Raw genomic sequence first — 23,790 nt, 5'->3', positions numbered from 1 at the left:
AAGCGGGGCCGAAGCCCCGGCTATCAAACGGCAGGACCGGCGATCACTTCGATGATGTCCGAGTTGATGCCCATGGTGATGTTGCGGCGAACGACGTTGTCAGCCGCGCCCGGTGCCACGGTGTTGTTCATCACCTTCACCCGGAAATAGAAGGTGGTCGGCACCACCACCGGGTTGGCCGTCGGGTCCCCATCGTTCAGCGTGACCTTGATGTTGTAGTCACCCTTGGTACGGTCCTTGTGCGCGACCTTCACGGCTTTCTGGCCCAAGTCGCCGTTATCGAGGCCCACCGTCAGCGTCAGGTCGCCCGCGTCGGCGGTGCCCTTGTACTTGCGCACGCGGCCATCCTTGAGCGACGTGAAGTTCACGCTGCTGAAGGTGTCGCCGAACTCGCCCAGATCCTCGATCTCGCCCACGTCGACGTAGACGTCTTTTTTGTAATCGGCTTCGGTGCTGGCAGCGGCTTTGGTGCCGATGCCGAGGCGGCACCCGGCGGCGGTGTTCAGATTGTCGGCCATGGAAATTCCTCCAAAAGGCACATTGGATAAAGCCGCAAGGCGGCCGATGTTGAATCAGTGAGTGGTGATAACGCGGACCGTAATAGCGCCCATGTATGTGACGCCGTCGGCATCGCGCTGCGCATCGGCACGCTCGACCCGGACAGACACTGCCCGGCCCTCTTCCAGCGGCAGGCGGCGCTCATCCAATGCGGCTGTCACTTCGGCGTTGATGCGCTTCACCTCGGCCTGGCCGTGAGCATCTGACCAGACGGTGAGATAGATAAGGCGCATCTGCCGCTTGCGGCCGGCGATAGGGCTGATGTTGGTAGATATCTCACGGTCGATGGATAGGTACGGCATCGGCGTGTCGAGCGGTGCGCCATCGTAGATGGGACACGACACTTCCGACTCCAAGCGCGCGACCAGCGCCACCTGAAGAGCAACCGAGGGATCAGCCATCGCTCACCCCCTGACTGGCCTTCTTCAGCGTTCGGTTCACAGCGGCGCGAATGTCCGCCAGCACCACCTCCCGGTTCACATCCAGCGCAGGCCGCAACCACGGGTGTGCCGGCAGCGCAGGAATGTCGGGATACTTGCCGAAGAAGTGCGCGCCGTCGGACTTGTTCTTAACCGAGCGGTTACGGTTGCCCGCGCGCTTCCTGCCGTCGTAGCCCTTGGTTCCATACTCCAGAAACCGCAGGTAGAAGAATCGTCGGTTGTCCTTTTTGCCGCGGATACCAATCTGCGCATCCAGCCCGCTCTTGGACACGAACGCCTGCAGGGCGCCTGCCGCTTCACCCGTATCGCGCGGCACGGTCGCCTGCATGGTGGCGAGGATCTTGTTGGCGGCCACCTGCATGGCTGGGCGCAACTCGTTGTCCATCGTCTGATGGATATTGCGTAGCGTCCGGCGCAGCTTGAAGTCGCCGGACATGCGAGACCGGCGCGCCACGGTTTACTCCTTGCCCTTGGCGGGCTTGGCCGGCGCGCTCGCGTCGTCTTTGATCTCCGCCACCAGGCCGCGGTCGATCAACGACTGTGCGGTGGTGGCGTCAGTGACGAACTCATCGCCGGCGGCGCGATCGCCCACGGTACCGGACAGATCGGCCAGTGCTCGAACTTTCATGGGAATATCCTCAAGGATTAGGAACGTTGGTGCAGAGCAGCCGGAGCATCGAAAGCTCGTTGTCCGGCAGCGCCGCCACGATCAGATAGGTGACGCCCCTGCTCTCCAGGCGGCAGCCGGCGACCAGATCTGCGCGAGGCCTGACTCGCACTTCTGCGGTCACAATCGCAGACAGCTGTTCAGCCACCGCTTCGATGCGGCCAGTGGGCAAAGTGAACTCGGCCCACAGCTGACCGGAGTCGACCCAGGTGTCATCAAAACCACCGGTTCGATTCTTGACCCGCACAGGTTTGTAGAGGGTTGGACGGTGTCGCAGAGGCCCGGCTCGCATCAGAATTTCTTCCTGTACCAGAGCAATCGATCAACCGCCAGCGGCACCTCGGCAGGCGCGCCACCGATGACCACCGCTTCACGGTTGGCGTACCAATGGCCTACCAACAGCAGGACCGCCTGCTGAACATCCTTGGTCAGCGCCATCTGGTCCGGAAGCACGGGGACGCCCTCGACCAGCACACGGTCGCAGTGCTGTTCGACGTGAGCCAGCGCGGCCGCCATATAGCCTTCGATCAGCTGATCCTCTTCGACCCCGTCGACGCGCAGGTGCGTCTTGACCAGGGCGAGCGCGATCATTACGACGCCTCTTTCTTGGCCTTTTCCTCGGCCTCGAGGCGATCGGCTTCGTCCTTCTCCGCCTGCTCTTTCAACCGCTCTTGCTCAGCTTTTTCAGCTGCAGCCTTCTCTGCTGCCGCTTTCTTTTCAGCTGCCGAGGCCGGCTTGGTTTCCTTCGGTGCAGCACCGTCGGCAACCTGAACGGCCAAGCCCTTGCCGATCAAGCCATGGGCGTATTCATCGTCAACATCCTCGAGGACTTCGCCGGCGCGGATCCGCGCGAACGCTACGCCCAACGCGGACGGGTCACCTTCAAAGCCCCACAGGGTTCGAATTCTCATGCATCACCTCAACAAAAAGGGGCCCGCAGGCCCCAGTGACAGGAAGGGTTACTTGGCAGCTGCGAAGCGACCTTTGACGAACGCGTATGGACGGCGAACCGCCAAGCCCAAGCGCTCTTCCACCAGCAGCACGCGCTGGTTCTTGACGAAGTCGTCGTTGATCCAACCCACCTTCACGGTGAAGGCCATGCGGTCGTACAGACGGGCACCTTGGGCAAACGAGCCAACCACAAATTCACCGCCAGTGGCCGCGGTACCGCCAGCAGCAGGCACGCCTTCATCCATGCTGTCAGACACCACGACCGGGCGCCCCCACAGCACAGGAGTGACCATGCCCTGCAGATTGGCGAACAAGTAGCGGCTGTCCGCATCCTTGAGCAGCTCGATATTCATCCAGTCCAGGTCAGTCATGACGATCGCGTCGGCTGCGCGCTTGGACTGCTTGCGAACCTGATAGATCGAACGGCGCACGGTATCAATCGCCGTATCGCCAGCTTGGCCCAAGGCAGCGTTGAAAGCGCTGGCCTGGGTCATGATGCCGTTCAGGTTGTTGCCCTGCCCGTCGCCTTTGAGGATCTGCCCTTCTTCCTTGAGCTTCAGGTCGTAGCGCAGCAGTTCCTGGATGTAGCTGTACAGCTGAGGGATGTCGTCGAGCGCTTCGTCGGTGACCGGCATCCACACCGCGATCTTGCGGACGTTGTCGGTTTTCTGCTCGAACGTCACATCGCTGGATGGCTTGGCCGCTCCTTCGGCCACCATGCCGGCGCCGCGGGTGTGCAGCTTCTCGAGGAAGTAGCTGTAGCTCTGGCCATCCACCGGCGTGGTGGGGATCAGGTCGCGGATCACCAGATCCTGGCGCGGTCGATCCTGAATGATAGGGTCCCACTGCGTGGGCACCAGGCCGGCGCTAGTCAGCTTGGTTTCAGACATGGAAGCCATGTCGGACTTGGTAATCTCGATCTCGGCCTGGTTCTGGTTCTTCTGCTGCAGCGCCTTGTAGGCGTCGTTACCCTTAACCAGATCGATGAAGCTTTTCTTCTCGCCGACCTGGTTGCGCAGCTGAATGCCCTTTTCCTCGAGCTTCTGCACCTGCTCGATGACGCGCTCCAGTTCGCCTTTCTGGTTCTCGATCTTGGACTTCATTTCCAGCGTCACGGAGTTGCCTTTCTGCAGCTCTTCGGCGACATGGTCGTACTTTTGCTGCAGGCCCTGGAAGCCGTCTTTCAGTTGCTTGTCCAGGGAATCGCGCAGCTCTTTCACTTCGCTCATTGCGATGCTCCAAAATGTTGGGTGAACAGGGTTGAAATGTCTTTCAGCTCATCCACGATCACCGTGGCCGCTGCGCCACCATCACGGTGCACAGCGGAGTAGCCGAGCGAAGCGACGGCAGCCGCTTCCTTTTGCGAAAGGCCCATGCGGTCGCGCAGCGCCTTCTCAAAAAGTCTGATGTCCGATTTGACGTCGGTGACTGTGGCTTCCGGGTTCATGCCGAAAGGCACCAGTGAGGCTTCCCACAACTCAGCCTGCTTGATGATCCTGATGCTGCGGCCCTCGCGCTCTTCGTACGCGGCCAGCAGCGTGTTGAAGCCGATGGACATGCTGTCGAGCGTGCCTTCCTTCATCAACTCATACGCATCGCGCGCATAGCTCACAGCCAGGTTGACCTTGCCCTTGATGTAGAGGCCGTGGGCATCCTGGGTGAAGTCCGCAGAGCCGATCAGGCGGGTCAGGTCATGAAACAGCGCCAGCTTCAGACGGCCCGCGCGGGTGGTTTTCACCTTCGTGAAAGCGCCCGGCAGAATGACGTCGTCGCCTAGGTCAACGTTGTTGAACACCGCGGCATAGCCTTCGAAGTTGCCAGCGTCGTCGACGGCCTTGACCTCGAAGGGAAACTCAATTTTTGTCAGCATTGCCTTGCGTCTCCCACCGAGTGACCCGGTTGTATTCGTCGCCTACCAATGGCGGCAGGTTTTCCTTTTCGCGGACCTCATTGATGGTCATCCAGCCCGAGCCGCCAGAGCCGCCAAGCGCCCCGCCGAAATAGGTCGCACGAGCAGCGCTGTCGGCACGCAGCAGGCCCTCGACGACGAACTCGACGAACCGATCGGTATCGGTGTAGAGCTTGTCGTTGAGCTCGTCTTCGATGGCGTCGAGGTAGGGCTTCACGCCGAACGTCACAAAACCGCTGGTTTGCTGCTCTAGGTTGGAGCCCATGATCGATGTCTTGCTTGCCCGGTTGGCCAAGTACAGCGGAACACCCCAGACGCCGGCCAAGGCCTCTTCCTGGAACTGCTGGGATTCAATGAACTGGCTGTCCTTCTGGGTCAAGCCGGCGGGCACGATCGTTGGCCCGCCCTGAAGGATGGCCATCTTGCCGAGGTCTTCGGTGTCAGCCTTGCGCACGTCGGGGAACTTGGCCATCACCTGAGCCTGCTGCTCAGCGGTGAGGAAGTTGTCGTAGATGACGTAGCCGCCAGTGAAACCACCCTTGCGCATGAACCGCGCTGACCAGTCGTGCGCCGCTTTGGCTAGGCCGATGGTCTCCGCCTGGTGCTCCACCGGCGACATGCCGTTGATACCGTCACTGCTGAACAGCTTGAAGTGCAGCATGTTTTCCGGAGATACCGGGATACGCTTGCCATCGAGATTGACGTAATAGATCAACCGAGATTCGAGCGTGTCGACGGTGACGTTGTCGGGAGATACGAGGGTGAAGCCGATCGGATCGCCCGACCCGTTGCGCTCGATGATCGCGTAGGCATTGCCGCGCAGCGCCATGTTTACCACTACGGCCTTGAGGAAATTCAGCCGCGTCATGTACGGGTTCGGCTTGCGCAAGATCCGACTGGCGCGGTCATTCGCCTTTACTATCTGACGCTTGCCGTCCTTGTCGTCGTAGAGCTTGAGCGGCAGCCCGGATACCGTTTCGCTGAGGATCTTCACGCAGGCCCAGACGATGCTGATGTTCATCGCTTTCGTCGGCGTGATGCGCACACCGGCTTTGGTCGCCTTACCGCCGACAGTCATGTCGACTTCGACGTAGTCGCCGGTTTTCGGATCCTCATAGCCGAACATCCGCCAGGACAGCGGGTTGTACCAATGAGATGCCATAGTCAGCCTACAAGGTCGAAGAAACCGTTTTTCAAGTAGTCATCCATCCCGCCTTTGCTTTCGGGGTTGAGTGACATGAGAGATACCGCGTTGAAGGTGGCCATCAGCGGGTCGATCTTTGCCGAGCCGGAGGCCTGCTTCGTGATCAGAATCGAGTTGCCCCGAGGCTCGACGCGGGCGTTACCGCAGCACCAGGCCATCATCGGCTGCCCGCCGTGGATCAGGCCGCCTTCGGCCAACTTGCGCTCGGTCGTCTTGATCGCGCCGCCCAGCTTCCAGCCCTGCGATATGCCGATGATCTTGTCTTGAGGTACACCCGCGGCGACCAGGGCATCGAGCACGCCGCCGATACCGGCCGGGTCGACACCGACCTGATCCAGCAGGCCAGCTTTCTCAACTCGTGCTGCCAGATCGGCGACCTCTTCCAAGTCATCGCCAATCAGCTCGACCATCGTCAGGTGTTTTTCCTTTGCGAAGTCATGGAGCCGAGGCGCCTCACCCTTGCGCCGCTCGAGCACTGAGGGGTGCGCCCAGGCATGGGTCCACAGCAGCCACTGGCGTGTGGCCTTGTCGCGGCCAATCGCAGCGAAGCCCAGCAGGTCGTCCAGACCGCCGCCATCGATGCCGATATCGATAACTTCACAGCGCTCGATCAGGTCATCCAGAGTCAGGCCAGGGGCCTTTGCCTGGACCTCCCAGAATTCGGCGCCCGCCCAGCGATCCGAGCGCAGCGCCAGCCCGATCTCGACGTTCAAGTGCTTGGCGAGGAAGCCACGAAACGACTCTTCGCCGTCGATCTGCGCCTGCGCGAATCCGCGCTCAATGAATGGCTCGTCCACCGACAGCCCCAGGTTGGGATTGGTGATGTACGCGTTCTTCACATGGCGGTGATCGCCGGCGTCGATCATGTGCTTCGGGAATTCGTAGAGCACTGGCAGAAACGACTTGTCGACGATGCCGCCGTCTCTCACCTGGCGGGCATAGAGCAGCTTCTGCCGGAACACGCCTGCAGGTGGCTCATCGGACTGGGTCGTTGCCCAGATGATGAAACCCTCAGGCCTGGATGCCAGCCCGCCGGTAGCCTCGCGCAACATGGCCTCGGCGTTGGCTCGCTTGCCGAAAACCCAGAGTTCGTCGATGAACACGCCGATGGCTTTCTTGCCCGAGACAGTTTCGCTGTCGGCAGCCACCACCTTCAGCGTGGCGCCTGTCTGGTGATGAGTGACCGTGCGCAGGTGATCCTGCACCTTGAACAGGTCCTTGAGCTCATCGTCGGCTTTGACCATGTCCCGTATCGGGATGTAGGAGTTGTCAGCGATCTCCTTGGTCGGCGCCAGGATGATGAACTCACCCGAGGTCCGCCAATTCAGCACCAGCGCCGTCAGCATGATGCCGGCGGCAATGGTCGACTTCCCGTTCTTCTTGCTGATCAGGAGCATGAACTCACTGATCATCCGGCGACCGCTGTACGGGTCATAGGCGCCGAAGATGGCGGCGACGAACTCGTTCACCCAGGACCGCACGGTCTCGCTCATCAGCGGGCTGCCGGTGGCATCCACCATCCGCAGACCGCCGAACACTTCCAGCGCTTCTGCCGCTTGATCTGGGAACAGAGGTTCGAAAGGGATCAGGCTTTGGCGGGCAACGATGCGCTGCTCCCAGTCTGTGCAGGCGGTTGACCACTCCATCATCTCACCACCGACAGCGGGCCTTTACGCACGCCGAACCTGCCCTGAGCGGCGCCGGCCGCCTTGTCCTTTGCCACCTCTTTCTTGCCACTCTCCCCCTTGCGCGGGTGAACGAACGGCATCAGCGCCTTGGCGGCATCCACCCGCAGTTTTGCGTCCGACTCTAAGTCGTTCATCACCGCCAGCAGAAAGTCCTTCGGGTCGCGGTGCGTCAGCGCCCGGGTCAAATCGAAGGCGTCCGGCTCGCTGTTTTCAGTTGGCTCACCGGGTCCTTCTTGGGGCTCCGGAGCTTTAACACCTTTAACAGTTTTAACATCCGCTTTAACAGGATGCAGAGCGTTCAATTTGTGCAGCTCGTTGATCACGTCACGATCTTTGGCGAGCCGCGAACCCGCCGCAGAGGCAGTCTTTTCGGGGCATCCAGCGGCAATGGCCGCATCTTTGTTGGACGCACCTTCCCTCACCGCAGCGATGAACGCGCGTTTTTTGGGTGTTAAAGCCATTAACAAAAAATCCTGAGCGGGAAAAAATCTGTACGTGCGGTCGAGGGCGGTCTAGCAACTGGGGAAACCCTATATTTTTGGCCCCCCTCCCTACCGGCCATTTTTCGCACCAAAACCGTGCAAGTTCGACCCGAACCGGTCAGATCGAGCGACCCGCGGCCTCCTCGCGCTGCTTCACGCTGTCATGACAGGGTCTGCAGAGGGATTGCCAGTTGCTGCGATCCCAGAATAGGGTCTGGTCACCGTTGTGAGCGACGATGTGATCGACCACTGAGGCAGCAACTACCAACCCGGCTCGGTCGCAGTAGACGCACAGCGGATGAGCTGCCAGATGCACCAGTCGCGCCTTCTGCCAGGCGTAGTTGTAGCCTCGCTGATTGGCCGTGGTCTTCCCAGCTCGCCATGTCGCTGGCGGCGCGGTGCTCATCCGGTCACCTTGAGTCGCCACACGATTACCAAGCGTCTTCAGTCGTGCCATGGCCTACCTACTCTGGCTGCGCTTGATCTGCGCGTCGACTTGATCAGCGCAGGTGTCGAGCAGGTTGATGGCGCGATCCTTCAGCGCCCAAAGGTCACCGTTCAGTGCCAGGTTGTCATCGCTATCGCTGACCCGTTCGCACGGCACCATTACCGGCGCTTCCAGCCTTACCGCTGACGTCTTTCCCGGCGCTGGCTGCGGGCTTACCGCGCAGGCCGTCAGGCAAAGGCTGATCAGCCCACTTGCGAACAGCCGGGCTCTTACGCTTGAGGTCTTCAAAGTCCTTCCTCGCTTGGCGGGCCTTGTCTTCGCTGGCCTTGAGGCGCTGCTGTAGATCGGCCAGGTAGTTGGCGTTACGCTTGGCCTCGGCCTGGAGCGTGGTGATGGTCTTCAGGCTTTCGGTATTGGCTTCGGTTGCATCCTTGGCCGCCCGCGTCTGCACCGTCACCTGCCCTTCCAGCGCGATCACGCGGTACTGCTGGATGGCAATGAGCAGTGCAGCCACTAAGCCGATGATCAGTGCAGCGGCAATGCTTTTGAGCATGTTCATAGGCCGTCCGCCTTGCGTCCGAGGAACTTCACGATCATTTCGCGGATGACAGTCACACCGACAAAGCCGATCGCACCGCCGGCGGCAACGGACAAGCTCGAGGGCCACTCCATCCACTCGATGACGCTGCTCGCGGACAGGCTCAGCCCACCACAAATCAGTGACTCCAGCAGGATGCGGCGCTTGCTGGTCTCTTTGGCCTCGTACAACACACGAAGCCCAGAAATTACCGTTGCCATGATCGCTCCTTGCCAGAGAGGGTTGGCCAGGTACAGGCGTAGGTGCAGCCATACCTGAGCCCAGAGGTCGGGGTCTTTCTCTGGCATAAGTGAAATCCGAATGCCTCCCCGAACTGGGGAGCTAGAAACGAAAAAACCCGGCGCGATGGCCGGGTTTCGGATGTTTTAGTGTCGTTGCGTATCAGCGCACGCAAGATCGACATGATGGGGGTAATCTACGGCCAATCGGCCATCTTGGTCAAGCGGCGTCCAGAAAGATTTGCTCGGCGTCGAATATCTCAGTCGCGTGGATTACGGCGGCTTCCTCCAGCTGCTCAAGGCGCTTGTGAATTCCAGCGCGCCAGTTGCGGCGAGTCCGCTCTGGCGATGCCGCAGGATCCCAAGTGTTCATGTCGTAGAACTCGGCCGGCAGGATGATCATGTCGGTGGAGCGCTTGCCGGACTGCTCGCCCTTGAGCTTTGGGATGGCCCAGGCAGTGAGCGCCTTGTAGACGAACAACTGAGGCGCCGGGCTGCTCATGCGGCTCACAAGGCGGCCAATGGCGGCGACCTTGTTGGCCTTATGCGTCGAGTATTTGGCGACCAGCACATCCCAGTGGGCCGAGGCCAGTTCGCGGTGCAGCAGTGCGTACAGGCAGCAGTCGTAGTCGAACTTGTCTCGAACCGAGATTGTGCTGCCGGTACCGCCCTGGCGCAGATCGGCATCGATCAACTTCTGCCAGGACTGCTTGGTGCTGTTGTCGATGTTGTCGGCGGCCAGCACGCGCACCAGGGTGCCCATCACGTCTTTATAGATAGCCATGGCTTATTCCCCTGCTTGTGCGTTGACTGCGCGGCGACCAGGCCGGGCTAGCACCATATTTTGGCAAACATGAATCGCCCTGCAGAACTCGTCCTGCTCCATTGGATGCTCAACGGGCAGCTTCAAAAACTCATTCCATACGCCCGCCAGAAGGCCGGCGACGAAGGCTTCGCGGTCGGTCAATACGATCGGCATGGTCAGTCCCCTGTGTAGTTCGTGCCGCCGGCGCCGCGGCGGTTGTTCTGTGTGTACTGAGCAGCCGGGCCATTCATCGGCACCGACCGCTTCAACTGTTCGATCTGCTGTTCGGCGGCTCGCAGCCGCAGGCTGAGCTGGGTCACCAGCGCCTCGAGCGGTAGCGGTTGGCCGGTCTCAGCCGAAACCCAGCCGGAAGCGTTGCACTGGTCGCATGGCAGCTCATGGAAAACGCCCTGCGTCACAGCGCGACCACGGCAGGCCGAGCACCTGGCGAGCTCAATGCGAGCAGCACGGAAAGCGGGCCCATGGCTCTTTTTCATGCTTTTGAAACCTCGCCATTCACAATTTCCGAAATCGCCTCGCAGCCCACGTCGTTCGTGGCTTGCAGCGGTTTTTCCGATTCTTCGTATTGGGCGTCTGTCAGGTTGTGAATAGCCTGAAAGCCACGGCCATCTAACCAGCCATGCCACTTTTCCAAGGCCAGCAGGCGCTGCGCCCGAGCCTGGGTGTTGATGTAGGTCGAGGCGATCTTGCCCAGCGTATGGTTGAGCAACATCTCGCCGATGTGCCCGTCGATGCCCAGGTCGGTCCACGCGGTGCGCGCCACCTTGCGCAGGTCGTGGCTGGTCCACTCACCCTTCCCCATCCGAGTGAATATGGCGCTGGCCTGGCCTTCGCTCAGTGCACGGCCACGACGTGATGGGAACAGGTAGGTGCCGTCGTAGCCCTGGGCGATCTGGATCGCTCGGTAGCGCGTCAGCAGCGCCTGAGCCTGGGCGGTGAGAGGCAGGCGATGCTCGGTGCGGGTCTTCGTGTTCTGTGCAGGGATGAACCACTCGCCGTCGGCCAGGCTGATGTCGGGCCAACGTGCCAGCCGTGTCTCGCCCACGCGGGTACCGTGGCACAGCATCATCAGCGCCAGCATGGCCTCGGCCGGCTCGGTATCAAACAGATCTGCCAGCATCGGGACCACGGTTGCCAGGTGAACGCCGCGCAGCCGTGCGGCCTTGGGCACGATGCGTGCCTTGGTGAAGTCGACGAACTTGAGGCCCGCCACCGGGTTTGCTTCGATCATGCCCAGCTTGTGCGCCTGGCGGAACGCGAGCACCAGCAGGGTAAACAGCTGGTGAACGTAGGACAGCGAGAGGTCTTCCTGAGCGGGCCACATGAGGCGCTTGTCCAGCACCGGCGCTGTCACCTCGCGCACGGGCACGTCTTCCAGGCGCGGCTTGAGGTGGCAGGCGATGGCCGACTTGGCACCGGCCTTGCGCTTGTCTGAAAGGGAGCGATCGCGGCTCATGCGGTCGCCGTACCAGTCGAGCAGCTGACCGACCGTGGCCAGGCCACCCAGGGCGACCGCCGCTGCCGGGTCGCGCAGCAGGCGCTGACGCAAGGCTGGCAGTTCGGCCAACACTGCCGCGGCGCCGAGATCGGGATAGCCGGAGATACGGTTCCAAGACTTGCCCTTGACCAGGTACCAGGAGCCGCGCTGACGGTCCTGTCCGAAGCGCAGGTACAGGCCGGGGTGACGGGGGTCACGCAAGTCATGCACGTCCGGGTCGGCGGCCTGCCTGCGGATCTCGGCGTCGGAAAACTTCACGGCGCGGGTCTTGCTCATGCTGCAGCCCTCGTCGGCGGGAGCAGCAGGTAAGCGCGCAGCTGCTCGACCGCATCGAAGTGCCCTCGGCACACAATGGCGAGATAGCCCTGTTCGGTCAGCGCATGGATGTAGGCATCCTGGCTGGGCGATACAGCAGCATCAAAAGGCGGCGTGGCCTTGAATTCGATGTACAGGCCGAAGTACCCACCACGCGCCATTGGCAAGACAAGGTCCGGAACGCCTGCCTTGACGCCCTGATCTTTCAGCTTCACCGCAACAGCCTTATGACGGTGGCCGCCGTTGGGCACGTGGTAGATCAGCTTTGCAGCGACCGGGTGGCGGAACGCAACCTCGCGCAGCAGCGCCGCCTGCTCGAGGCCTTCACGGTCGACGGACCTAGCGCGCGGGGCCTTGGTCTTGAACAGCTTCAGCTCGGCAGGCTTCAATTGGACCCATCCTTTGTCAGGGCTGCGTCCAGCTGCAATCCTGCTTCGTGCGATCCATCCATCCCCTCGCTGAAGGCAAAGGCAACATACGGACGGGCCGCAGATAGCGCATCGAGCTGCGACTGAACCTCGGCCGCCTGGCCAGCCCGGGAAGCCATCCAGCAGTCCATGTAGTTCTGCGTGACCCGGCTCACGTACAGGCCGGAATCGGCGCGGGCCAGGTGCCTACCCATGCCCTTGGTTGCAGCCCAGGCTTCGAATTGCTCTCGCGTCTTGTCGCTGATCATCACGATGCCACCTTGCCTTCACGAATCAGAATGTCTTGGGTGCGCATGACGCCCTCGGCGTGGAGCAAGCGCGATTCCTCACGGTCGGAGCCACGGCGGCTTGAGCCGCGCCCGTCAACGTAGTCGTGGCAGGCCGAGCAAGCCCAAGCGCCCTGGAAGTCGTTCGGCTTGAATCCCATGCCATTGGTGCCGGCCAGTCGGTAGTGCGCCAAAACAGTGGTCTCTGGGTTGCCGTTGCACACGCCGGGCACGCGCACCTGACAATCACGACCACGGGCGGCCTTGGTCAAGTTGGCCTGTCGAATATTCATCAGTGCACCTCGGCCAAGGGCCAAATCGAACGAGCCGTGGCCAGAGCCTCGGCGTAATCCATGGTTTCTGCGCCCATGCGGAACGGGTTGTAGCCCGGGACGGTTACCTGCCAGCTGCGCTTGGCCATCACGAAGCGCTCCGCTTGCCAAACCTTGCCATCAGCAGTTCGCGAGCCGACTGCCCGTTCGCTGGGATGCCTTGGGCGGCGATGCGCCCCTGTGTTTCGCGCTCTGCCTGTTCGTTGGCAAGCTCCAGCTCGGTCTTCTGTCTGTCGTGGCCGATACCGGCGAGGATCTTCCCATCCAGTGGCTGGCCGGCCTGGACCCGGCGCAGCACGATCTGATAGTTGCGCTCGAAGCGCTCGCGCAAGCCTTTGTTCTCTTGATTCGCCGCCCGCAGGTCGAACAAACCGGTGGCATTGGCCGCGACCTTCACCGCGGGATGGGTGTAGTTCTCCATCAGGGCTTCAATCCACGCATCACCAACGGCCGGCATACCGAAATACTCAGGGCCTGGCGTGCACCATTCGATGAACTGGCCGATGCTCGGCGCGAACGGCGACCGGCTGCGGCGGCACTGCTCGATTCCGAATCGAACCTGTTCAATGGTGCAGATGCCTGCGCCAATGAAGCCTTTAGTCCAGCTGCGCTGGGCGCTGGCCAAAGCTTTGTCATCTGGCCAAGCCTGCTTCCACGCCGGAAAGATCGACTGGAGCTGACGGAAGATCTTCTCGATCACATCGCCGGTCTGGTTATCGACCACGCCAAGAGGCTGTGTTGCCGATGGCAGCGGCTGGGTGTGCTGAAGGGCCGTGGTTGCACGAGGGATCATCTGGGTAACGGTTTTCATAGGTCGCCGCTCTCATCAGTGCGCCAGGATTTGTCGTCGAAGTCGGGCGCTGCAGCTTTCTCAGTGGCCTGCCGCTTGATCCACTTGGCCAGGCGGTGATGCCAGCCGCCGTCGGTGTCGCGGATATCAGGCTTGGCGATGTGGAAGCCCATGAACGACCCGAAGGTCTCGTCGGTGAGGGCCGTGGTGATCCCCATGATCTTGAGCTGAGCAGCCAGGGCGGCGTGGTTGACGGCCCAGTCAACGTGCATCGAGAAGCGCTGGCGAGCTTCTCCAGATCCATCCAGCGCTGCAACGGCGGCCATGTCCTGCTCAGCGATGACATCCGCAATCTCGTGCGGCTGCTGCTGTTCGGTTAATTGATGGTTAAGTGATGTATTGGGTGCAATGGCTGCACCCCGTTCTGTCGTAGGCTGCACCCCGTTCTGTTGCTGGCTGCACCCCGTTACCTCTTCACGGGGTGCATCTACTGCACCCCGCTTGAGCATCAAGTCGTACACCACCGGGCGGCGGTCATGGCGATCGATGTACACGGCGGCCAGAGCCTGATTGCCACGAACGATGATGCCTTGACCTTCCAGCAGGTCCAGCTTCGAACGCACGGTGCGCTCGGACAGGCCGGTGTCTTCGGTGAGAGTCTTGGCCGACGGGAAAGCACCACGGCCATCAGCAGCGGCGTAGTTGGCCAGGCACAGCAGCACATGGCGCGCGCTCGAATCTTTACCCAGGTCGCGGCGGGACAGTGCCCAGGACATTGCTTGAACGCTCACAGCGAGGCTCCAATATTCTTTTCGGCCAAACACGCGAGGCCTTTCGGGGTGATGAAGGGTTGGGAGGCAGCACGTTCGGCGCGGGTTTCGGCGAGATAGCTGTCCCCAAATTTGGGGCCATTTATTTCCAGCTCGAACAGCATGCGGCGGACGTCGCGAATGACATGGTCGTGGCGCTTGCCGGTCAATTCGGCGATCTCACGCGACGACATGACATGACGCGTCACGGCCCGGTGTTGCACCATCAATGACGAATCATCGAAGGTATTGCGGGGGGTGATCTGGGTGTGCATAATCAACCTCAGTTCCGATGTTGTTTAAGAAGCCGCCCTGCCAGGCGGTTTTTTTTTTTCGTCTGATTTTTTTATACTGGTTAAATCAACAGCCCTGCGGGGTTACTACTGGCCAAGCGCCAACACGCGGATAATTCACTCACTGGCTGGATAAATGCCTGGCTACGCCGCCATCTCAGCCCATGGAAATGAGGGGCAGAGATCCTCTTTCTTAAAAGAGCCCTCGCTTATAGCCTCGGCCCGTTTGGCAACCACAGGTGACATGCCATGCTTGCCGCGAACCCATCCGGAAACAGTGCTTTGATCGACCTTCAGCTTCTCAGCGGTAACCTCTTGCGTCCCGAAGAAGGCAACGAGGTCCTTGTAGATAGTGTTCATACTGCCCCTCCATATGGGAATACTCATACGTTACAGCATGGGCATACTCATTTGCAAGGATATGGGAACGCCCCTGATAATCCGGCAATGGAATTCAAAGACCGCATCAAAATCGCCCGAAAGCACGCGAAGCTCACTCAGCAACAGCTGGCAGATAAAGCTGGGCTGGATCAGACCTCTATATCCAATCTAGAGCGCGGCAAGTCGCAGGGATCTAACTTCACCGCACAGATCGCGGCGGCCTGCCGGGTTTCCGCGATTTGGCTGGCGGAAGGGAAAGGAGACATGCAGCCTGCCGGGCATGAAAGTGAGTCATCTAACGTCTCGATGATCGAGCAGCCGAACATGATGTTCCGGTACCCGGTCATCTCCTGGGTAGCGGCCGGAGCGTGGTCGGAGGCTGTCGAGCCATTCCCGCCTGGCTACTCCGATCGGTATGAGATGTCGGAGTACGACTCCAAGGGCCCGGCGTTTTGGCTTGAGGTGAAAGGCGACTCGATGACCTCCATCAATGGACAGAGCGTTCCAGAAGGGACGTTTATCCTGGTGGACACCGAAGCCGACGTTCAGTCGGGCAAGCTGGTAATCGCCAAGCTGGCTGATAGCAATGAAGCGACGTTTAAGAAGCTGGTCGAGGACGGTGGGCGCCGATTCCTGAAGCCGCTGAACCCTGCCTACCCTATTGAGTTGTGCTCGGATGACTGCAAGATCGTTGGCGTGGTGGTGCGAGCGCTCATGAAGCTTTGAACCAGCATAGGCTGATGCCGGAGCAGGCGTCGTTTCCAGCCTCTACTAGAACTACCAGACCCGCGCCATGCGGGTTTTTTGTGCCTGTCAGATTGATCCTACAGTGCGCTTGCCATTTCCCCTACTCCTGAATACTGTATATACATACAGCAGTTGAAAAGGAGGGTCACAATGCTTCACCAGCCAGATTTCACCCAGACCAAGCCGCGCACCTACGAGCAGATCGGCCACCGCGTGCAGCGCATCATCAATGATCCGAAGGTTCAGAAGCGCCAATTCGTTGTGGTGTCCAGGTTACCCAACGAGCCGCCTGCAGATTGGCGGCGGCTCCTGAACGAGATATCAGAGACGGCCGGGATCAAGGTAGATGATGTCGAAGGGGAGGAAGTCCGGATAGGCTGGCGAGAGTATTGCGAAGTCTGAGATGAGCCCGCCGCGTGCGGGCTTTTTAGTGCTACGCAAGCAAATATGAGGATACCCGTTGACAGTGAATATGTGCTTACTCATAATCAGCTGGTCGAGACGCCACAGCGACTCGGGAAACGACTGGTGAAGCCGCCAGTTAGCAAGGGGCCAGCGAATTGGCCTCCCAGCCCCGCGAGGGATCGACTGGAACCAAGTTCTTTACAAGAGACGGATTTCACTGGCTGGCCTTGGAAGCAGGGCCAGACGGGAAATCGAACGAGTTACCAAGTCTGAGGAATCATCATGGAAACCATCATCAGCGGCGAATGGAAAGGCCACCTCGGACGAGGCCTGGCGCCCAAAGAGCTGCAGTACTGCATGTCCGTCGCTGCTGGTATGACTGCCAAGGAAATCGCCAAGGCGTTCGGTATCTCGCCGGGCACCGTGAAGAAGCGCCTGGACGTGGCCATGTTCAAGCTCGGCGTGCACCGCCGGGCCGCGCTGGTGGCCGAGGCCATGAAACGCCAGATCATCTCGCCGGTGTGCATCCTGCTCGCCGCGCTCATCACCATGCACGCGGTGGCTGATGACCACTCAATGCGCCGCGACCGGCGCGTGCCGGAACGCCGTACCGCCGAGGTGCGTGTGATGCGCAAGGCCGAGGCTTTCGAATACTGCGCTTGAGAGGTGCGGCTGCCTATCCATAGCGGCCTACGGATGGAGGGTTGAGCCATGAAGCCATAAATCAGCGCCCGCCCAGGGCAGCACGCACCGCTCTCGTAGGGTGGTACCACTTGAGCGCAAAGCCCGGCACGTCCGGGTTTTCCTTTGCCCGTCGATATGAGCCAGCACCCTGCCCCAGGGTCCTGACCAATGCCTTCAGACAAGGAGAAAGACATGCACCCACGTATTCAGGAGCGCAACGAAGGCCTTCAAGCCCTGCGCGCTCGCATGAACCTCGCTACCTATCAGATGTACGCCCTAATCGGGCAGGAGGCGCCCGTGCAGAAGATACGCTACCAAGTGGTTACCAAGGGCGAGAAGGCTTACCACATCGTCGAGTGGGCCACCGGCCGTGTGCGGGGCTTCCGCTTCGCTTACAAAGCCGCCGTGAACTTTGCCCAGGAATTAGAAGCGCGAGCCGACGCCGCAACGGCCGTAGCAGGAGTGAAGTAGGGTGGAGTGGAATGAAATTATGGCTTTCAAAGCATAATTACAAAGCCAAACGTCTCTTTAAAAGAAACCTAAACAAAGGCGAGCAATTAATTTTGTCAGCCTCATATAGCAAGTCCAGTGACACCTGTTCGCCGAGACCGAAGAGGCTTTCAAATATCAACTTCGCCTCTGCCCGCCTCGATGGAAGCGGACCTTCATTCAAAGAACGATGTATTTCCTGACTAATCACAATACCATTGAGATTCTGGCAAGCTGAAAAAAAAGCTCTATAAGAAGGAGTCACAGATGGAAAGTAGATAGTCAATATAGTGAGGTGCCTATCGACCACCGTAGGTCCTGAGGAACTATCTTTCTCACCATTTTCGAGCAGAGGTAAATTATTCTCTATCTTGGATAGATTACTCAACTGGCGAGCTCCGTAGGCCTGTAAACGACGGATGTTCTGCTCCATTTCTGCGTAGACGCCCTCAAGTTTATTTCTACGCACTTCTCTCTCAGCGCGCATCGCACCCAGATAGTAAGTAATCAATCCAGAAGATATAAAACCTCCGAAGACGGCTGGCAATATCGAACTCAAAGCTTCCACAATCTTTAATTCCTTAATGACTTATGCTCATAAATACCTCATTTGGAGATATTGGCCACTCACTGGGATATCGCAGGGCGTCGCCTGCAATCGAATAATCCTCATTCAAACCTGGCGAATCAAGTACAGGCAGTTACCCTGCTCATCGCGCACCTGCCATTGCTTGCCATCTTGGAAAATTTCTCCAACGACTGTCGTGTGGGTGATGCTGGTCAGCTGAAGTCCACTGATATTGAAAGCAGGGTTACCAAAGCGATCAGTGAATGTTCCTTCCTTATCGCTGTATCCAATGAGTGAGGGTTCCTGTCCATAGTAGCCTTGGGAAAGAAGCTGGTACGAACCTTCTGAGCAATCAATTTCCGTCATCCTGCCCCTGCTCCGAGTAAAAGCCGTACAACTACCCTATTTTTTTGATTCATGCCAGCCGGCGATGTGCGGGCGGCTGTCTGGAGTATCTATGAACCCTTACAACATCACCGGGCCGGCGCAGATCGGCATCAGCGGTGGCCGAACATCCGGGCACATGGTCTACAAGATCCTCGAAGCCCACGGCGACCAGCTGCCGGCAGACGTACACCTCTTCTTCCAGAACACCGGCAAGGAGCGCGAAGAGACGTTGGTATTCATCGATCAGATGGCCAAGCGCTGGGGCGTGCACGTCACCTGGATGGAGTGGTGCCGGGTCTATGGCCAGGACTCCGACGCCCCGTGGTATCGCCTGGTGGACTTCGATACGGCCAGTCGCAACGGCGAGCCCTTCATGATGATGCTCGAATACTACGCCGAGTATCGGAGGCGGGAAAAGGGCTTATCCCCAGTACTGCCCAATTTCTCGAACAACATGTGCACCGCGTATCTGAAGATCAAGATCGGCGAGAAGCACATGCGATCGCTGGGATACGACGAGTGGGATTGCGTGGTCGGCATCCGCAAGGATGAACCCGGGAGATATCATCGCATGATGGCCGCCAATGCCAAGGGCGGCTCGCGGTGGGAAAGCGTTTGCCCGTCCTACAGCGCAGGAATCACTAAGGAAGATGTGGCCGACTTCTGGCAATCGCAGGACTTCGACCTGGGCATCGATTCCGACCTGGGCAATTGCGACCTGTGCTGGAAGAAAAGTGAGGACAAGCTGTTCAAAGCCATCCAGGCGGAGCCAGAGCGCGTGATCTTCTGGTCTGGCCTTGAGGAAAAATTCAACCAGGTGTTCCGCATGGATCGCCCGAAGTACTCCCACCTGGCGTGGTACGCAGATAACTACAAAGGCCAGATGGATGCGTTTGGCCACTCCGGAGATATCGACTGCTTCTGCGGCGACTGATCTAGGCTTTGAAAACCGATACAAGACCTGTGATTGCTCCAATTAGGCCTACCGCAATGCCAAACCAATATCCAACGGCTTCTCTCCGGTGTTTCCGCTCTTCTCGAATAGCCGCCTTCAACATGGCCTCGCCCTTAGGACTCAAGCAGCGAAGTGTTTGCTGGGTCAGCTCATTCTCGACTTCCTCCCAGTACACCTCATCTTGGTAGCCAGGAAAAAGCACGGATAAGGCATCAGCCTTCCTACGGTAGTTAGCGGTGATGAGCTCGCGCCGCCACTGATGTATCTCCGACATTTCTTGCATATAACACTGCACAGCCCCTGATTCGTGGGCCTCACGAGTGTCTGGTGGGCTAGCGGCAATGAGTAATGCCTCAAGCCTCCGAGCCTGCGCCATCTCGATGCGGTGCCGCCAAGATGCCGGAAGATTGTTTTTCAGCCAATTAGCGAACTTCATTTCAAGTACCTGATACCCAAAAATATAATATACCGGCGAGGATAGCCCATGCACACAGCAATCGATTTTTCCGCCGGCCTCGGCGGATGGGCCATCGTCTGGCTCTGCCTGCAACTTCCTTTAGGCATGCTCGTCGGCCGCTTCATCGCAAGCGCCGACGTCATCGCCAAGTAACCCCTTCCCCTTCAATTCAAAGTCAGCCGCTGTAGCGGTGAGGACGAAGTCATGCCTGAAGAAACTGATCTGATCCAGCCAGCGGCCGTGGTGCGTGACAAAGACGGCTGGTGGTACCACCCAGACATTCCGGATTTCGGCGGCGGCGAGGACCCTCCCCCCTACCTTGCCTGGACTAAAGACCAAGGCCTTGAGCTGAAAGGGTGGCACTCAGGCGACGAACTCGACGAGCTTCCCGAAGAGGATGCCGCGTGCACCGCTTGGAATCCAGAATCCCCGGGGCCTGAGTGGTTCCTGATGGGAATCTTCGATACGGATGACGGCCCCTATGTGCAGTGGGCGCGCCGCGGGGTGGCGTCATGAAAACTCTCGGCGAAATTATTGAAGCGGCGCGCTCAGGCGAGCGGCCCGACTATGACGGTCTGCGATTGGCGGTCTGCGCCATGGACATGTTGATGACCTTCGACCGCCAGGCTATCTGGAAGCTTGCCGAGGCCGAATCCGAAGGCAAGAAACCGTTCATGGTCTGGAGTGGCCTTTGGCAGCGCGATGAGAACTTCAATCGTGTTAAGCGCGCGATGGCGAAGGATCCTCGCAGCTATCTCGGACTTAGCTACGACCCAGACAGCCCTGAGGTCCAGGACCGACGCCGAAAGTCGATTGCGCTGATGGATAGGGCGCTGTCGAGAGATAAGACCGAACGCCCGAGCTAACGCCTTCTGCCGCCAACAGTGGGCGCCGACTGCCCGAGTGCGGGCCGAAATTCAATTGGAGAGGTACCAAAACATGAGCGCAGAGCGCGAGGTGGCCGTTGTCCACGAAATGGACAAGGTATCGGAAGAGAAAATGGCGGACCTGCTGGGCACCACCGTATATGCGTTGCGGGCCAGGCGTGCACGCCGCCAGATCCCCATGGGAGTGTGGATCAAGCAAGGCAGCCGAATCATCTACAGCGTCAGGAGATACGAAGAATGGCTGGAAAGTCAGTGGGTATGCCCCGAGGGGTGGAAGTCTTCCGGAACGCTCTCCGTGTCCGCTTTACCTACAACGGGGTCCGGCGCTGTGAAACGCTCCCCTATCCCCAGACACAAAAAGGCATCGCAGCTGCATCCAAGCTTCGCGATCAGGTAGTCAGCCTCATCAAACATGGGCTGCTTGATGACGACAAATACGCTGAGCTGTTCCCCGGCTCGGCAACCGTCTCCGGAAGCGCGCTCAGCTTCGGCCAATATGCCCAGCTCTGGTTGGATAGTCGGGAGATCACTGCGGGCACCAGGAACAATTACAAAGGGGCACTGAACCTATACTGGGTGCCGCGCTTGGCACTGGTCCGGATCGATCTGATCACCCCTACCCTGATCCGTACGATCATCACTTCTACGGCCTGGGCTTCGCCTGGGGTGAAGCGCAACGCTCTCACCAAGCTCTCCACAGTGCTGAAGTCGGCCGTCTCCGACGGGCTGCTGGCGAAGAACCCCGCCGATCCGATCGAACTGCCCAAACGCAACCGCAAAGAGATAGACCCATTCACGTTGGACGAGGCCAACCGGATCATTGTCCAGTTGTACGCCCACAAGCACTGGCCTGGAACGATCTACGCAGCCTTCTACGAGTTCGTCTTTTTCACAGGCCTGCGACTATCTGAAGCACTGGCGCTACGCTGGGATGCGATCGACTTCAACAAAAAGATCGCTCACGTATGTCGGACAGTTGCCTTGGGAGAGATCGAAGAGCGCACGAAAACTGGAGGTGATCGATTCGTTTTGCTGAATGATCGTGCGCTTCACGCCCTCGAATTCGCGAGGAAATATGCAGAACGTCGGAAAAGTGGAGCTGGTAAGGTACTCGAAACTCCATACGTTTTCCCCCCCTCGAAGAGCGGGGAGTACGTAAAACAGACATCGGACATCCACAAGCAGTGGCGCCCAGCCCTGCTGGCGCTGGGAATTCGCTACCGGCCGCCATACAACTGCCGCCACACCTATGCGACAATATGCTTAATGTCCGGTTTGAATCCCGCCTTTATCGCTCAGCAGCTCGGCCACAGTGTGCAGATGTTGCTATCGACGTATGCGCGATGGATCAACTCAAGCTCAGATTGGAGCGAGATGGAAAAGCTCCAAAATGGTATCAAATCGGTATCACCTGAACCCATCGCTCCCCAAGTTATTGATAGGTAAGCTCTTTGATCTCCACAGCTAACATCACCATGCAGTTTGGCGCCAAGCCGCTGTTCGAGAACGTTTCCGTGAAATTCGGCAACGGCAACCGCTACGGCCTGATCGGCGCCAACGGCTGTGGCAAGTCGACGTTCATGAAGATCCTGGGCGGCGATCTGGAGCCGTCGGGCGGGCAGGTCATGCTCGAGCCGAACGTGCGCCTGGGCAAGCTGCGCCAGGACCAGTTCGCCTACGAGCACTTCACGGTGATCGACACGGTCATCATGGGCCACGAGGAGCTGTGGAAGGTCAAGGCCGAGCGTGATCGCATCTACTCGCTGCCGGAAATGAGCGAGGAAGACGGCATGGCCGTCGCCGAGCTGGAAACCGAGTTCGCCGAAATGGACGGCTACACCGCCGAGTCCCGTGCCGGCGAGCTGTTGCTGGGCCTGGGCATTCCGCTGGAACAGCATTTCGGCCCGATGACCGAAGTGGCGCCGGGCTGGAAGCTGCGGGTGCTGCTGGCGCAGGCGTTGTTCTCGGATCCGGAAGTGTTGCTGCTCGACGAGCCGACCAACCACCTGGACATCAACACCATTCGCTGGCTGGAAAACATTCTCACGGCGCGTAACAGCACCATGATCATCATTTCCCACGACCGGCACTTCCTCAACAGCGTCTGCACTCACATGGCCGACCTGGACTACGGCGAGTTGCGCCTGTTCCCCGGCAACTACGACGAATACATGACCGCTGCGACCCAGTCGCGCGAGCAGTTGCTGTCGGACAACGCCAAGAAGAAAGCCCAGATCGCCGAGCTGCAGACCTTCGTTTCGCGCTTCTCGGCGAACGCCTCCAAGGCCAAGCAGGCCACCTCGCGGGCCAAGCAGATCGACAAGATCCAGCTGGCCGAGGTCAAGCCCTCGAGCCGCGTCAGCCCGTTCATTCGCTTCGAGCAGAACAAGAAGCTGCACCGCCAGGCGGTCACCGTCGAGCGGATGTCCAAGGGCTTCGACGGCAAGCCACTGTTCGAGAACTTCAGCTTCGTGGTCGAAGCAGGCGAGCGTGTAGCGATCATCGGCCCGAACGGGATCGGCAAGACCACCCTGCTGCGCACCCTGGTCGGCGAGCTGACCCCGGACGCGGGCGCGGTGAAGTGGACCGAGAGCGCCGAGCTGGGCTATTACGCCCAGGACCACGCACACGACTTCGAAGACGACATGAACCTGTTCGACTGGATGGGCCAGTGGACCCAGGGCGAGCAGATGGTACGTGGCACCCTGGGCCGGATGCTGTTCTCCAACGACGAGATTCTCAAGTCGGTGAAGGTGATTTCCGGTGGTGAACAGGGCCGCATGCTGTTCGGCAAGCTGACCTTGCAGAAGCCCAACGTGCTGCTCATGGACGAACCGACCAACCACCTGGACATGGAGTCGATCGAGGCACTGAACCTGGCGCTGGAGAACTATCCGGGCACGCTGGTCTTCGTCAGCCATGACCGCGAGTTCGTGTCGTCGCTGGCCACCCGCATCATCGAGCTGAGCGCCGATGGCGTGATCGATTTCAGCGGCACGTACGATGATTACCTGCGCAGCCAGGGCGTGGTTTTCTAAGGGTTCAACGCATTTCGACCCACATACCCCCGGACGCGGATCACGCGATCGCCGTAGCAGCGGCGCGAGCCG

Annotated in this window: 40 protein-coding genes; 10 read left to right on the top strand and 30 right to left on the bottom strand. The window is 59.6% G+C overall.

What is annotated here, in order from left to right:
• Positions 1–23: 23 nt before the first annotated feature.
• The 27 genes from IFT80_RS02520 to IFT80_RS21555 all read right to left on the bottom strand — a co-directional run bounded on the left by IFT80_RS02520 (position 24) and on the right by IFT80_RS21555 (position 15,080).
• Complete coding sequence (locus IFT80_RS02520; RefSeq protein ID WP_192102165.1) at positions 24–518, bottom strand: hypothetical protein; 495 nt, start codon at positions 516–518, stop codon at positions 24–26.
• Between the two features lie 54 nt (positions 519–572).
• Positions 573–959: a DUF3168 domain-containing protein gene (locus tag IFT80_RS02515; RefSeq protein ID WP_192136673.1), complete on the bottom strand. Its 387-nt coding sequence runs from the start codon at positions 957–959 to the stop codon at positions 573–575.
• Positions 952–1,452 (bottom strand): HK97-gp10 family putative phage morphogenesis protein, encoded by a 501-nt coding sequence (locus tag IFT80_RS02510; RefSeq protein ID WP_192136672.1) that lies wholly within the window; start codon positions 1,450–1,452, stop codon positions 952–954. Before IFT80_RS02510 ends, IFT80_RS02515 begins: the two co-directional genes overlap by 8 nt.
• Before the next feature lie 3 nt (positions 1,453–1,455).
• Positions 1,456–1,626 carry a hypothetical protein gene (locus tag IFT80_RS02505; RefSeq protein WP_192136671.1) on the bottom strand — a complete coding sequence of 57 codons (171 nt, stop codon included), beginning with the start codon at positions 1,624–1,626 and terminating at the stop codon, positions 1,456–1,458.
• 10 nt (positions 1,627–1,636) lie between these two features.
• A complete protein-coding gene (locus IFT80_RS02500; protein ID WP_192136670.1) occupies positions 1,637–1,957 on the bottom strand; it encodes a head-tail adaptor protein in 321 nt (106 codons plus the stop codon).
• Positions 1,957–2,256, bottom strand: coding sequence for a head-tail connector protein (locus IFT80_RS02495; RefSeq protein ID WP_049859350.1), 300 nt, complete (start codon positions 2,254–2,256; stop codon positions 1,957–1,959). Before IFT80_RS02495 ends, IFT80_RS02500 begins: the two co-directional genes overlap by 1 nt.
• Positions 2,256–2,576 (bottom strand): DUF7302 family protein, encoded by a 321-nt coding sequence (locus IFT80_RS02490; RefSeq protein WP_192136669.1) that lies wholly within the window; start codon positions 2,574–2,576, stop codon positions 2,256–2,258. The genes IFT80_RS02495 and IFT80_RS02490 overlap by 1 nt, the downstream gene beginning before the upstream one ends.
• A 48-nt stretch (positions 2,577–2,624) precedes the next feature.
• Complete coding sequence (locus IFT80_RS02485) at positions 2,625–3,845, bottom strand: phage major capsid protein (protein ID WP_192136668.1); 1,221 nt, start codon at positions 3,843–3,845, stop codon at positions 2,625–2,627.
• The gene (locus IFT80_RS02480) at positions 3,842–4,486 is read right to left on the bottom strand and encodes an HK97 family phage prohead protease (RefSeq protein ID WP_192136667.1); all 645 of its coding nucleotides are present in this window, start codon (positions 4,484–4,486) and stop codon (positions 3,842–3,844) included. Before IFT80_RS02480 ends, IFT80_RS02485 begins: the two co-directional genes overlap by 4 nt.
• Positions 4,470–5,687, bottom strand: a complete 1,218-nt coding sequence (locus IFT80_RS02475) for a phage portal protein (RefSeq protein WP_192136666.1) — start codon at positions 5,685–5,687, stop codon at positions 4,470–4,472. The genes IFT80_RS02480 and IFT80_RS02475 overlap by 17 nt, the downstream gene beginning before the upstream one ends.
• Positions 5,688–5,689: 2 nt before the next feature.
• Positions 5,690–7,378 carry a terminase large subunit gene (locus IFT80_RS02470; protein ID WP_192136665.1) on the bottom strand — a complete coding sequence of 563 codons (1,689 nt, stop codon included), beginning with the start codon at positions 7,376–7,378 and terminating at the stop codon, positions 5,690–5,692.
• A complete protein-coding gene (locus IFT80_RS02465; protein ID WP_192136664.1) occupies positions 7,375–7,878 on the bottom strand; it encodes a terminase small subunit in 504 nt (167 codons plus the stop codon). The genes IFT80_RS02470 and IFT80_RS02465 overlap by 4 nt, the downstream gene beginning before the upstream one ends.
• A gap of 139 nt (positions 7,879–8,017) precedes the next feature.
• On the bottom strand, positions 8,018–8,356 hold the full coding sequence (locus tag IFT80_RS02460; RefSeq protein WP_192136663.1) for an HNH endonuclease: 339 nt from the start codon (positions 8,354–8,356) through the stop codon (positions 8,018–8,020).
• 121 nt (positions 8,357–8,477) lie between these two features.
• On the bottom strand, positions 8,478–8,906 hold the full coding sequence (locus IFT80_RS02455) for a hypothetical protein (protein ID WP_244652274.1): 429 nt from the start codon (positions 8,904–8,906) through the stop codon (positions 8,478–8,480).
• Positions 8,903–9,232, bottom strand: coding sequence for a phage holin, lambda family (locus IFT80_RS02450; RefSeq protein WP_049859342.1), 330 nt, complete (start codon positions 9,230–9,232; stop codon positions 8,903–8,905). The genes IFT80_RS02455 and IFT80_RS02450 overlap by 4 nt, the downstream gene beginning before the upstream one ends.
• A gap of 151 nt (positions 9,233–9,383) precedes the next feature.
• Positions 9,384–9,947 (bottom strand): hypothetical protein, encoded by a 564-nt coding sequence (locus IFT80_RS02445; RefSeq protein WP_192136662.1) that lies wholly within the window; start codon positions 9,945–9,947, stop codon positions 9,384–9,386.
• A gap of 3 nt (positions 9,948–9,950) precedes the next feature.
• Complete coding sequence (locus tag IFT80_RS02440; RefSeq protein WP_192136661.1) at positions 9,951–10,142, bottom strand: hypothetical protein; 192 nt, start codon at positions 10,140–10,142, stop codon at positions 9,951–9,953.
• A 2-nt stretch (positions 10,143–10,144) separates the two neighbouring features.
• Positions 10,145–10,465, bottom strand: a complete 321-nt coding sequence (locus IFT80_RS02435; RefSeq protein WP_192136660.1) for a hypothetical protein — start codon at positions 10,463–10,465, stop codon at positions 10,145–10,147.
• Positions 10,462–11,763, bottom strand: a complete 1,302-nt coding sequence (locus tag IFT80_RS02430; protein ID WP_192136659.1) for a tyrosine-type recombinase/integrase — start codon at positions 11,761–11,763, stop codon at positions 10,462–10,464. The genes IFT80_RS02435 and IFT80_RS02430 overlap by 4 nt, the downstream gene beginning before the upstream one ends.
• A complete protein-coding gene (locus tag IFT80_RS02425; RefSeq protein ID WP_192136658.1) occupies positions 11,760–12,191 on the bottom strand; it encodes a VRR-NUC domain-containing protein in 432 nt (143 codons plus the stop codon). Before IFT80_RS02425 ends, IFT80_RS02430 begins: the two co-directional genes overlap by 4 nt.
• Positions 12,188–12,478 (bottom strand): hypothetical protein, encoded by a 291-nt coding sequence (locus IFT80_RS02420; protein WP_192136657.1) that lies wholly within the window; start codon positions 12,476–12,478, stop codon positions 12,188–12,190. Before IFT80_RS02420 ends, IFT80_RS02425 begins: the two co-directional genes overlap by 4 nt.
• The gene (locus tag IFT80_RS02415; protein ID WP_192136863.1) at positions 12,478–12,783 is read right to left on the bottom strand and encodes a nuclease domain-containing protein; all 306 of its coding nucleotides are present in this window, start codon (positions 12,781–12,783) and stop codon (positions 12,478–12,480) included. Before IFT80_RS02415 ends, IFT80_RS02420 begins: the two co-directional genes overlap by 1 nt.
• Before the next feature lie 5 nt (positions 12,784–12,788).
• Positions 12,789–12,917, bottom strand: a complete 129-nt coding sequence (locus IFT80_RS21700; RefSeq protein ID WP_274604345.1) for a hypothetical protein — start codon at positions 12,915–12,917, stop codon at positions 12,789–12,791.
• Positions 12,917–13,639, bottom strand: a complete 723-nt coding sequence (locus IFT80_RS02410; protein WP_192136656.1) for a replication protein P — start codon at positions 13,637–13,639, stop codon at positions 12,917–12,919. Before IFT80_RS02410 ends, IFT80_RS21700 begins: the two co-directional genes overlap by 1 nt.
• Positions 13,636–14,409, bottom strand: a complete 774-nt coding sequence (locus tag IFT80_RS02405; protein WP_342214326.1) for a DnaT-like ssDNA-binding domain-containing protein — start codon at positions 14,407–14,409, stop codon at positions 13,636–13,638. The genes IFT80_RS02410 and IFT80_RS02405 overlap by 4 nt, the downstream gene beginning before the upstream one ends.
• On the bottom strand, positions 14,406–14,702 hold the full coding sequence (locus IFT80_RS21745) for a Rha family transcriptional regulator (RefSeq protein WP_342214325.1): 297 nt from the start codon (positions 14,700–14,702) through the stop codon (positions 14,406–14,408). Before IFT80_RS21745 ends, IFT80_RS02405 begins: the two co-directional genes overlap by 4 nt.
• 162 nt (positions 14,703–14,864) lie before the next feature.
• Complete coding sequence (locus tag IFT80_RS21555) at positions 14,865–15,080, bottom strand: YdaS family helix-turn-helix protein (RefSeq protein WP_197975692.1); 216 nt, start codon at positions 15,078–15,080, stop codon at positions 14,865–14,867.
• Between the two features lie 87 nt (positions 15,081–15,167).
• On the opposite strand from IFT80_RS21555, the gene IFT80_RS02395 reads away from it, so the two are divergent.
• The 4 genes from IFT80_RS02395 (at position 15,168) to IFT80_RS02380 (ending at position 17,408) form a co-directional block, all read left to right on the top strand.
• Positions 15,168–15,827 carry a LexA family protein gene (locus IFT80_RS02395; protein WP_197975691.1) on the top strand — a complete coding sequence of 220 codons (660 nt, stop codon included), beginning with the start codon at positions 15,168–15,170 and terminating at the stop codon, positions 15,825–15,827.
• Between the two features lie 171 nt (positions 15,828–15,998).
• The gene (locus IFT80_RS02390) at positions 15,999–16,250 is read left to right on the top strand and encodes a DUF1654 domain-containing protein (protein ID WP_192057285.1); all 252 of its coding nucleotides are present in this window, start codon (positions 15,999–16,001) and stop codon (positions 16,248–16,250) included.
• A 285-nt stretch (positions 16,251–16,535) separates the two neighbouring features.
• The gene (locus IFT80_RS02385; RefSeq protein WP_192136654.1) at positions 16,536–16,916 is read left to right on the top strand and encodes a response regulator transcription factor; all 381 of its coding nucleotides are present in this window, start codon (positions 16,536–16,538) and stop codon (positions 16,914–16,916) included.
• Between the two features lie 213 nt (positions 16,917–17,129).
• Positions 17,130–17,408: a hypothetical protein gene (locus IFT80_RS02380; protein ID WP_192136653.1), complete on the top strand. Its 279-nt coding sequence runs from the start codon at positions 17,130–17,132 to the stop codon at positions 17,406–17,408.
• Between the two features lie 37 nt (positions 17,409–17,445).
• Here the strand turns inward: IFT80_RS02380 and IFT80_RS02375 are convergent, their stop codons facing one another.
• Together IFT80_RS02375 and IFT80_RS02370 are read right to left on the bottom strand one after the other, a co-directional pair.
• Positions 17,446–17,994 (bottom strand): hypothetical protein, encoded by a 549-nt coding sequence (locus tag IFT80_RS02375; RefSeq protein ID WP_192136652.1) that lies wholly within the window; start codon positions 17,992–17,994, stop codon positions 17,446–17,448.
• 105 nt (positions 17,995–18,099) lie between these two features.
• Positions 18,100–18,360, bottom strand: coding sequence for a hypothetical protein (locus tag IFT80_RS02370; RefSeq protein ID WP_192136651.1), 261 nt, complete (start codon positions 18,358–18,360; stop codon positions 18,100–18,102).
• A 91-nt stretch (positions 18,361–18,451) separates the two neighbouring features.
• On the opposite strand from IFT80_RS02370, the gene IFT80_RS02365 reads away from it, so the two are divergent.
• Positions 18,452–19,315, top strand: a complete 864-nt coding sequence (locus IFT80_RS02365; RefSeq protein WP_192136650.1) for a hypothetical protein — start codon at positions 18,452–18,454, stop codon at positions 19,313–19,315.
• Position 19,316: 1 nt separating this feature from the next.
• Here the strand turns inward: IFT80_RS02365 and IFT80_RS02360 are convergent, their stop codons facing one another.
• Entirely contained in the window at positions 19,317–19,772 is a 456-nt protein-coding gene (locus tag IFT80_RS02360; RefSeq protein ID WP_192136649.1) for a hypothetical protein, read from the bottom strand.
• Between the two features lie 48 nt (positions 19,773–19,820).
• Here IFT80_RS02360 and IFT80_RS21695 point away from each other — a divergent pair, with 48 nt between their 5' ends.
• From IFT80_RS21695 to IFT80_RS02340, 5 genes are all read left to right on the top strand, one after another.
• Entirely contained in the window at positions 19,821–19,946 is a 126-nt protein-coding gene (locus IFT80_RS21695) for a hypothetical protein (protein WP_274604344.1), read from the top strand.
• Positions 19,947–19,997: 51 nt separating this feature from the next.
• Entirely contained in the window at positions 19,998–20,309 is a 312-nt protein-coding gene (locus tag IFT80_RS02355) for a hypothetical protein (protein WP_192136648.1), read from the top strand.
• On the top strand, positions 20,306–20,659 hold the full coding sequence (locus tag IFT80_RS02350; protein WP_192136647.1) for a hypothetical protein: 354 nt from the start codon (positions 20,306–20,308) through the stop codon (positions 20,657–20,659). The genes IFT80_RS02355 and IFT80_RS02350 overlap by 4 nt, the downstream gene beginning before the upstream one ends.
• Before the next feature lie 258 nt (positions 20,660–20,917).
• Positions 20,918–22,126, top strand: a complete 1,209-nt coding sequence (locus IFT80_RS02345; RefSeq protein ID WP_192136646.1) for a tyrosine-type recombinase/integrase — start codon at positions 20,918–20,920, stop codon at positions 22,124–22,126.
• Between the two features lie 5 nt (positions 22,127–22,131).
• On the top strand, positions 22,132–23,718 hold the full coding sequence (locus IFT80_RS02340; RefSeq protein ID WP_122478465.1) for an ABC-F family ATPase: 1,587 nt from the start codon (positions 22,132–22,134) through the stop codon (positions 23,716–23,718).
• Positions 23,719–23,790: the final 72 nt, after the last annotated feature.

Source organism: Pseudomonas sp. CFBP 8771 (assembly GCF_014841695.1).
Taxonomy (GTDB): Bacteria; Pseudomonadota; Gammaproteobacteria; order Pseudomonadales; family Pseudomonadaceae; genus Aquipseudomonas; species Aquipseudomonas baltica.
The sequence above is the reverse complement of the archived record's forward strand: the minus strand, read 5'-3'. Positions and strand labels throughout refer to the sequence as shown.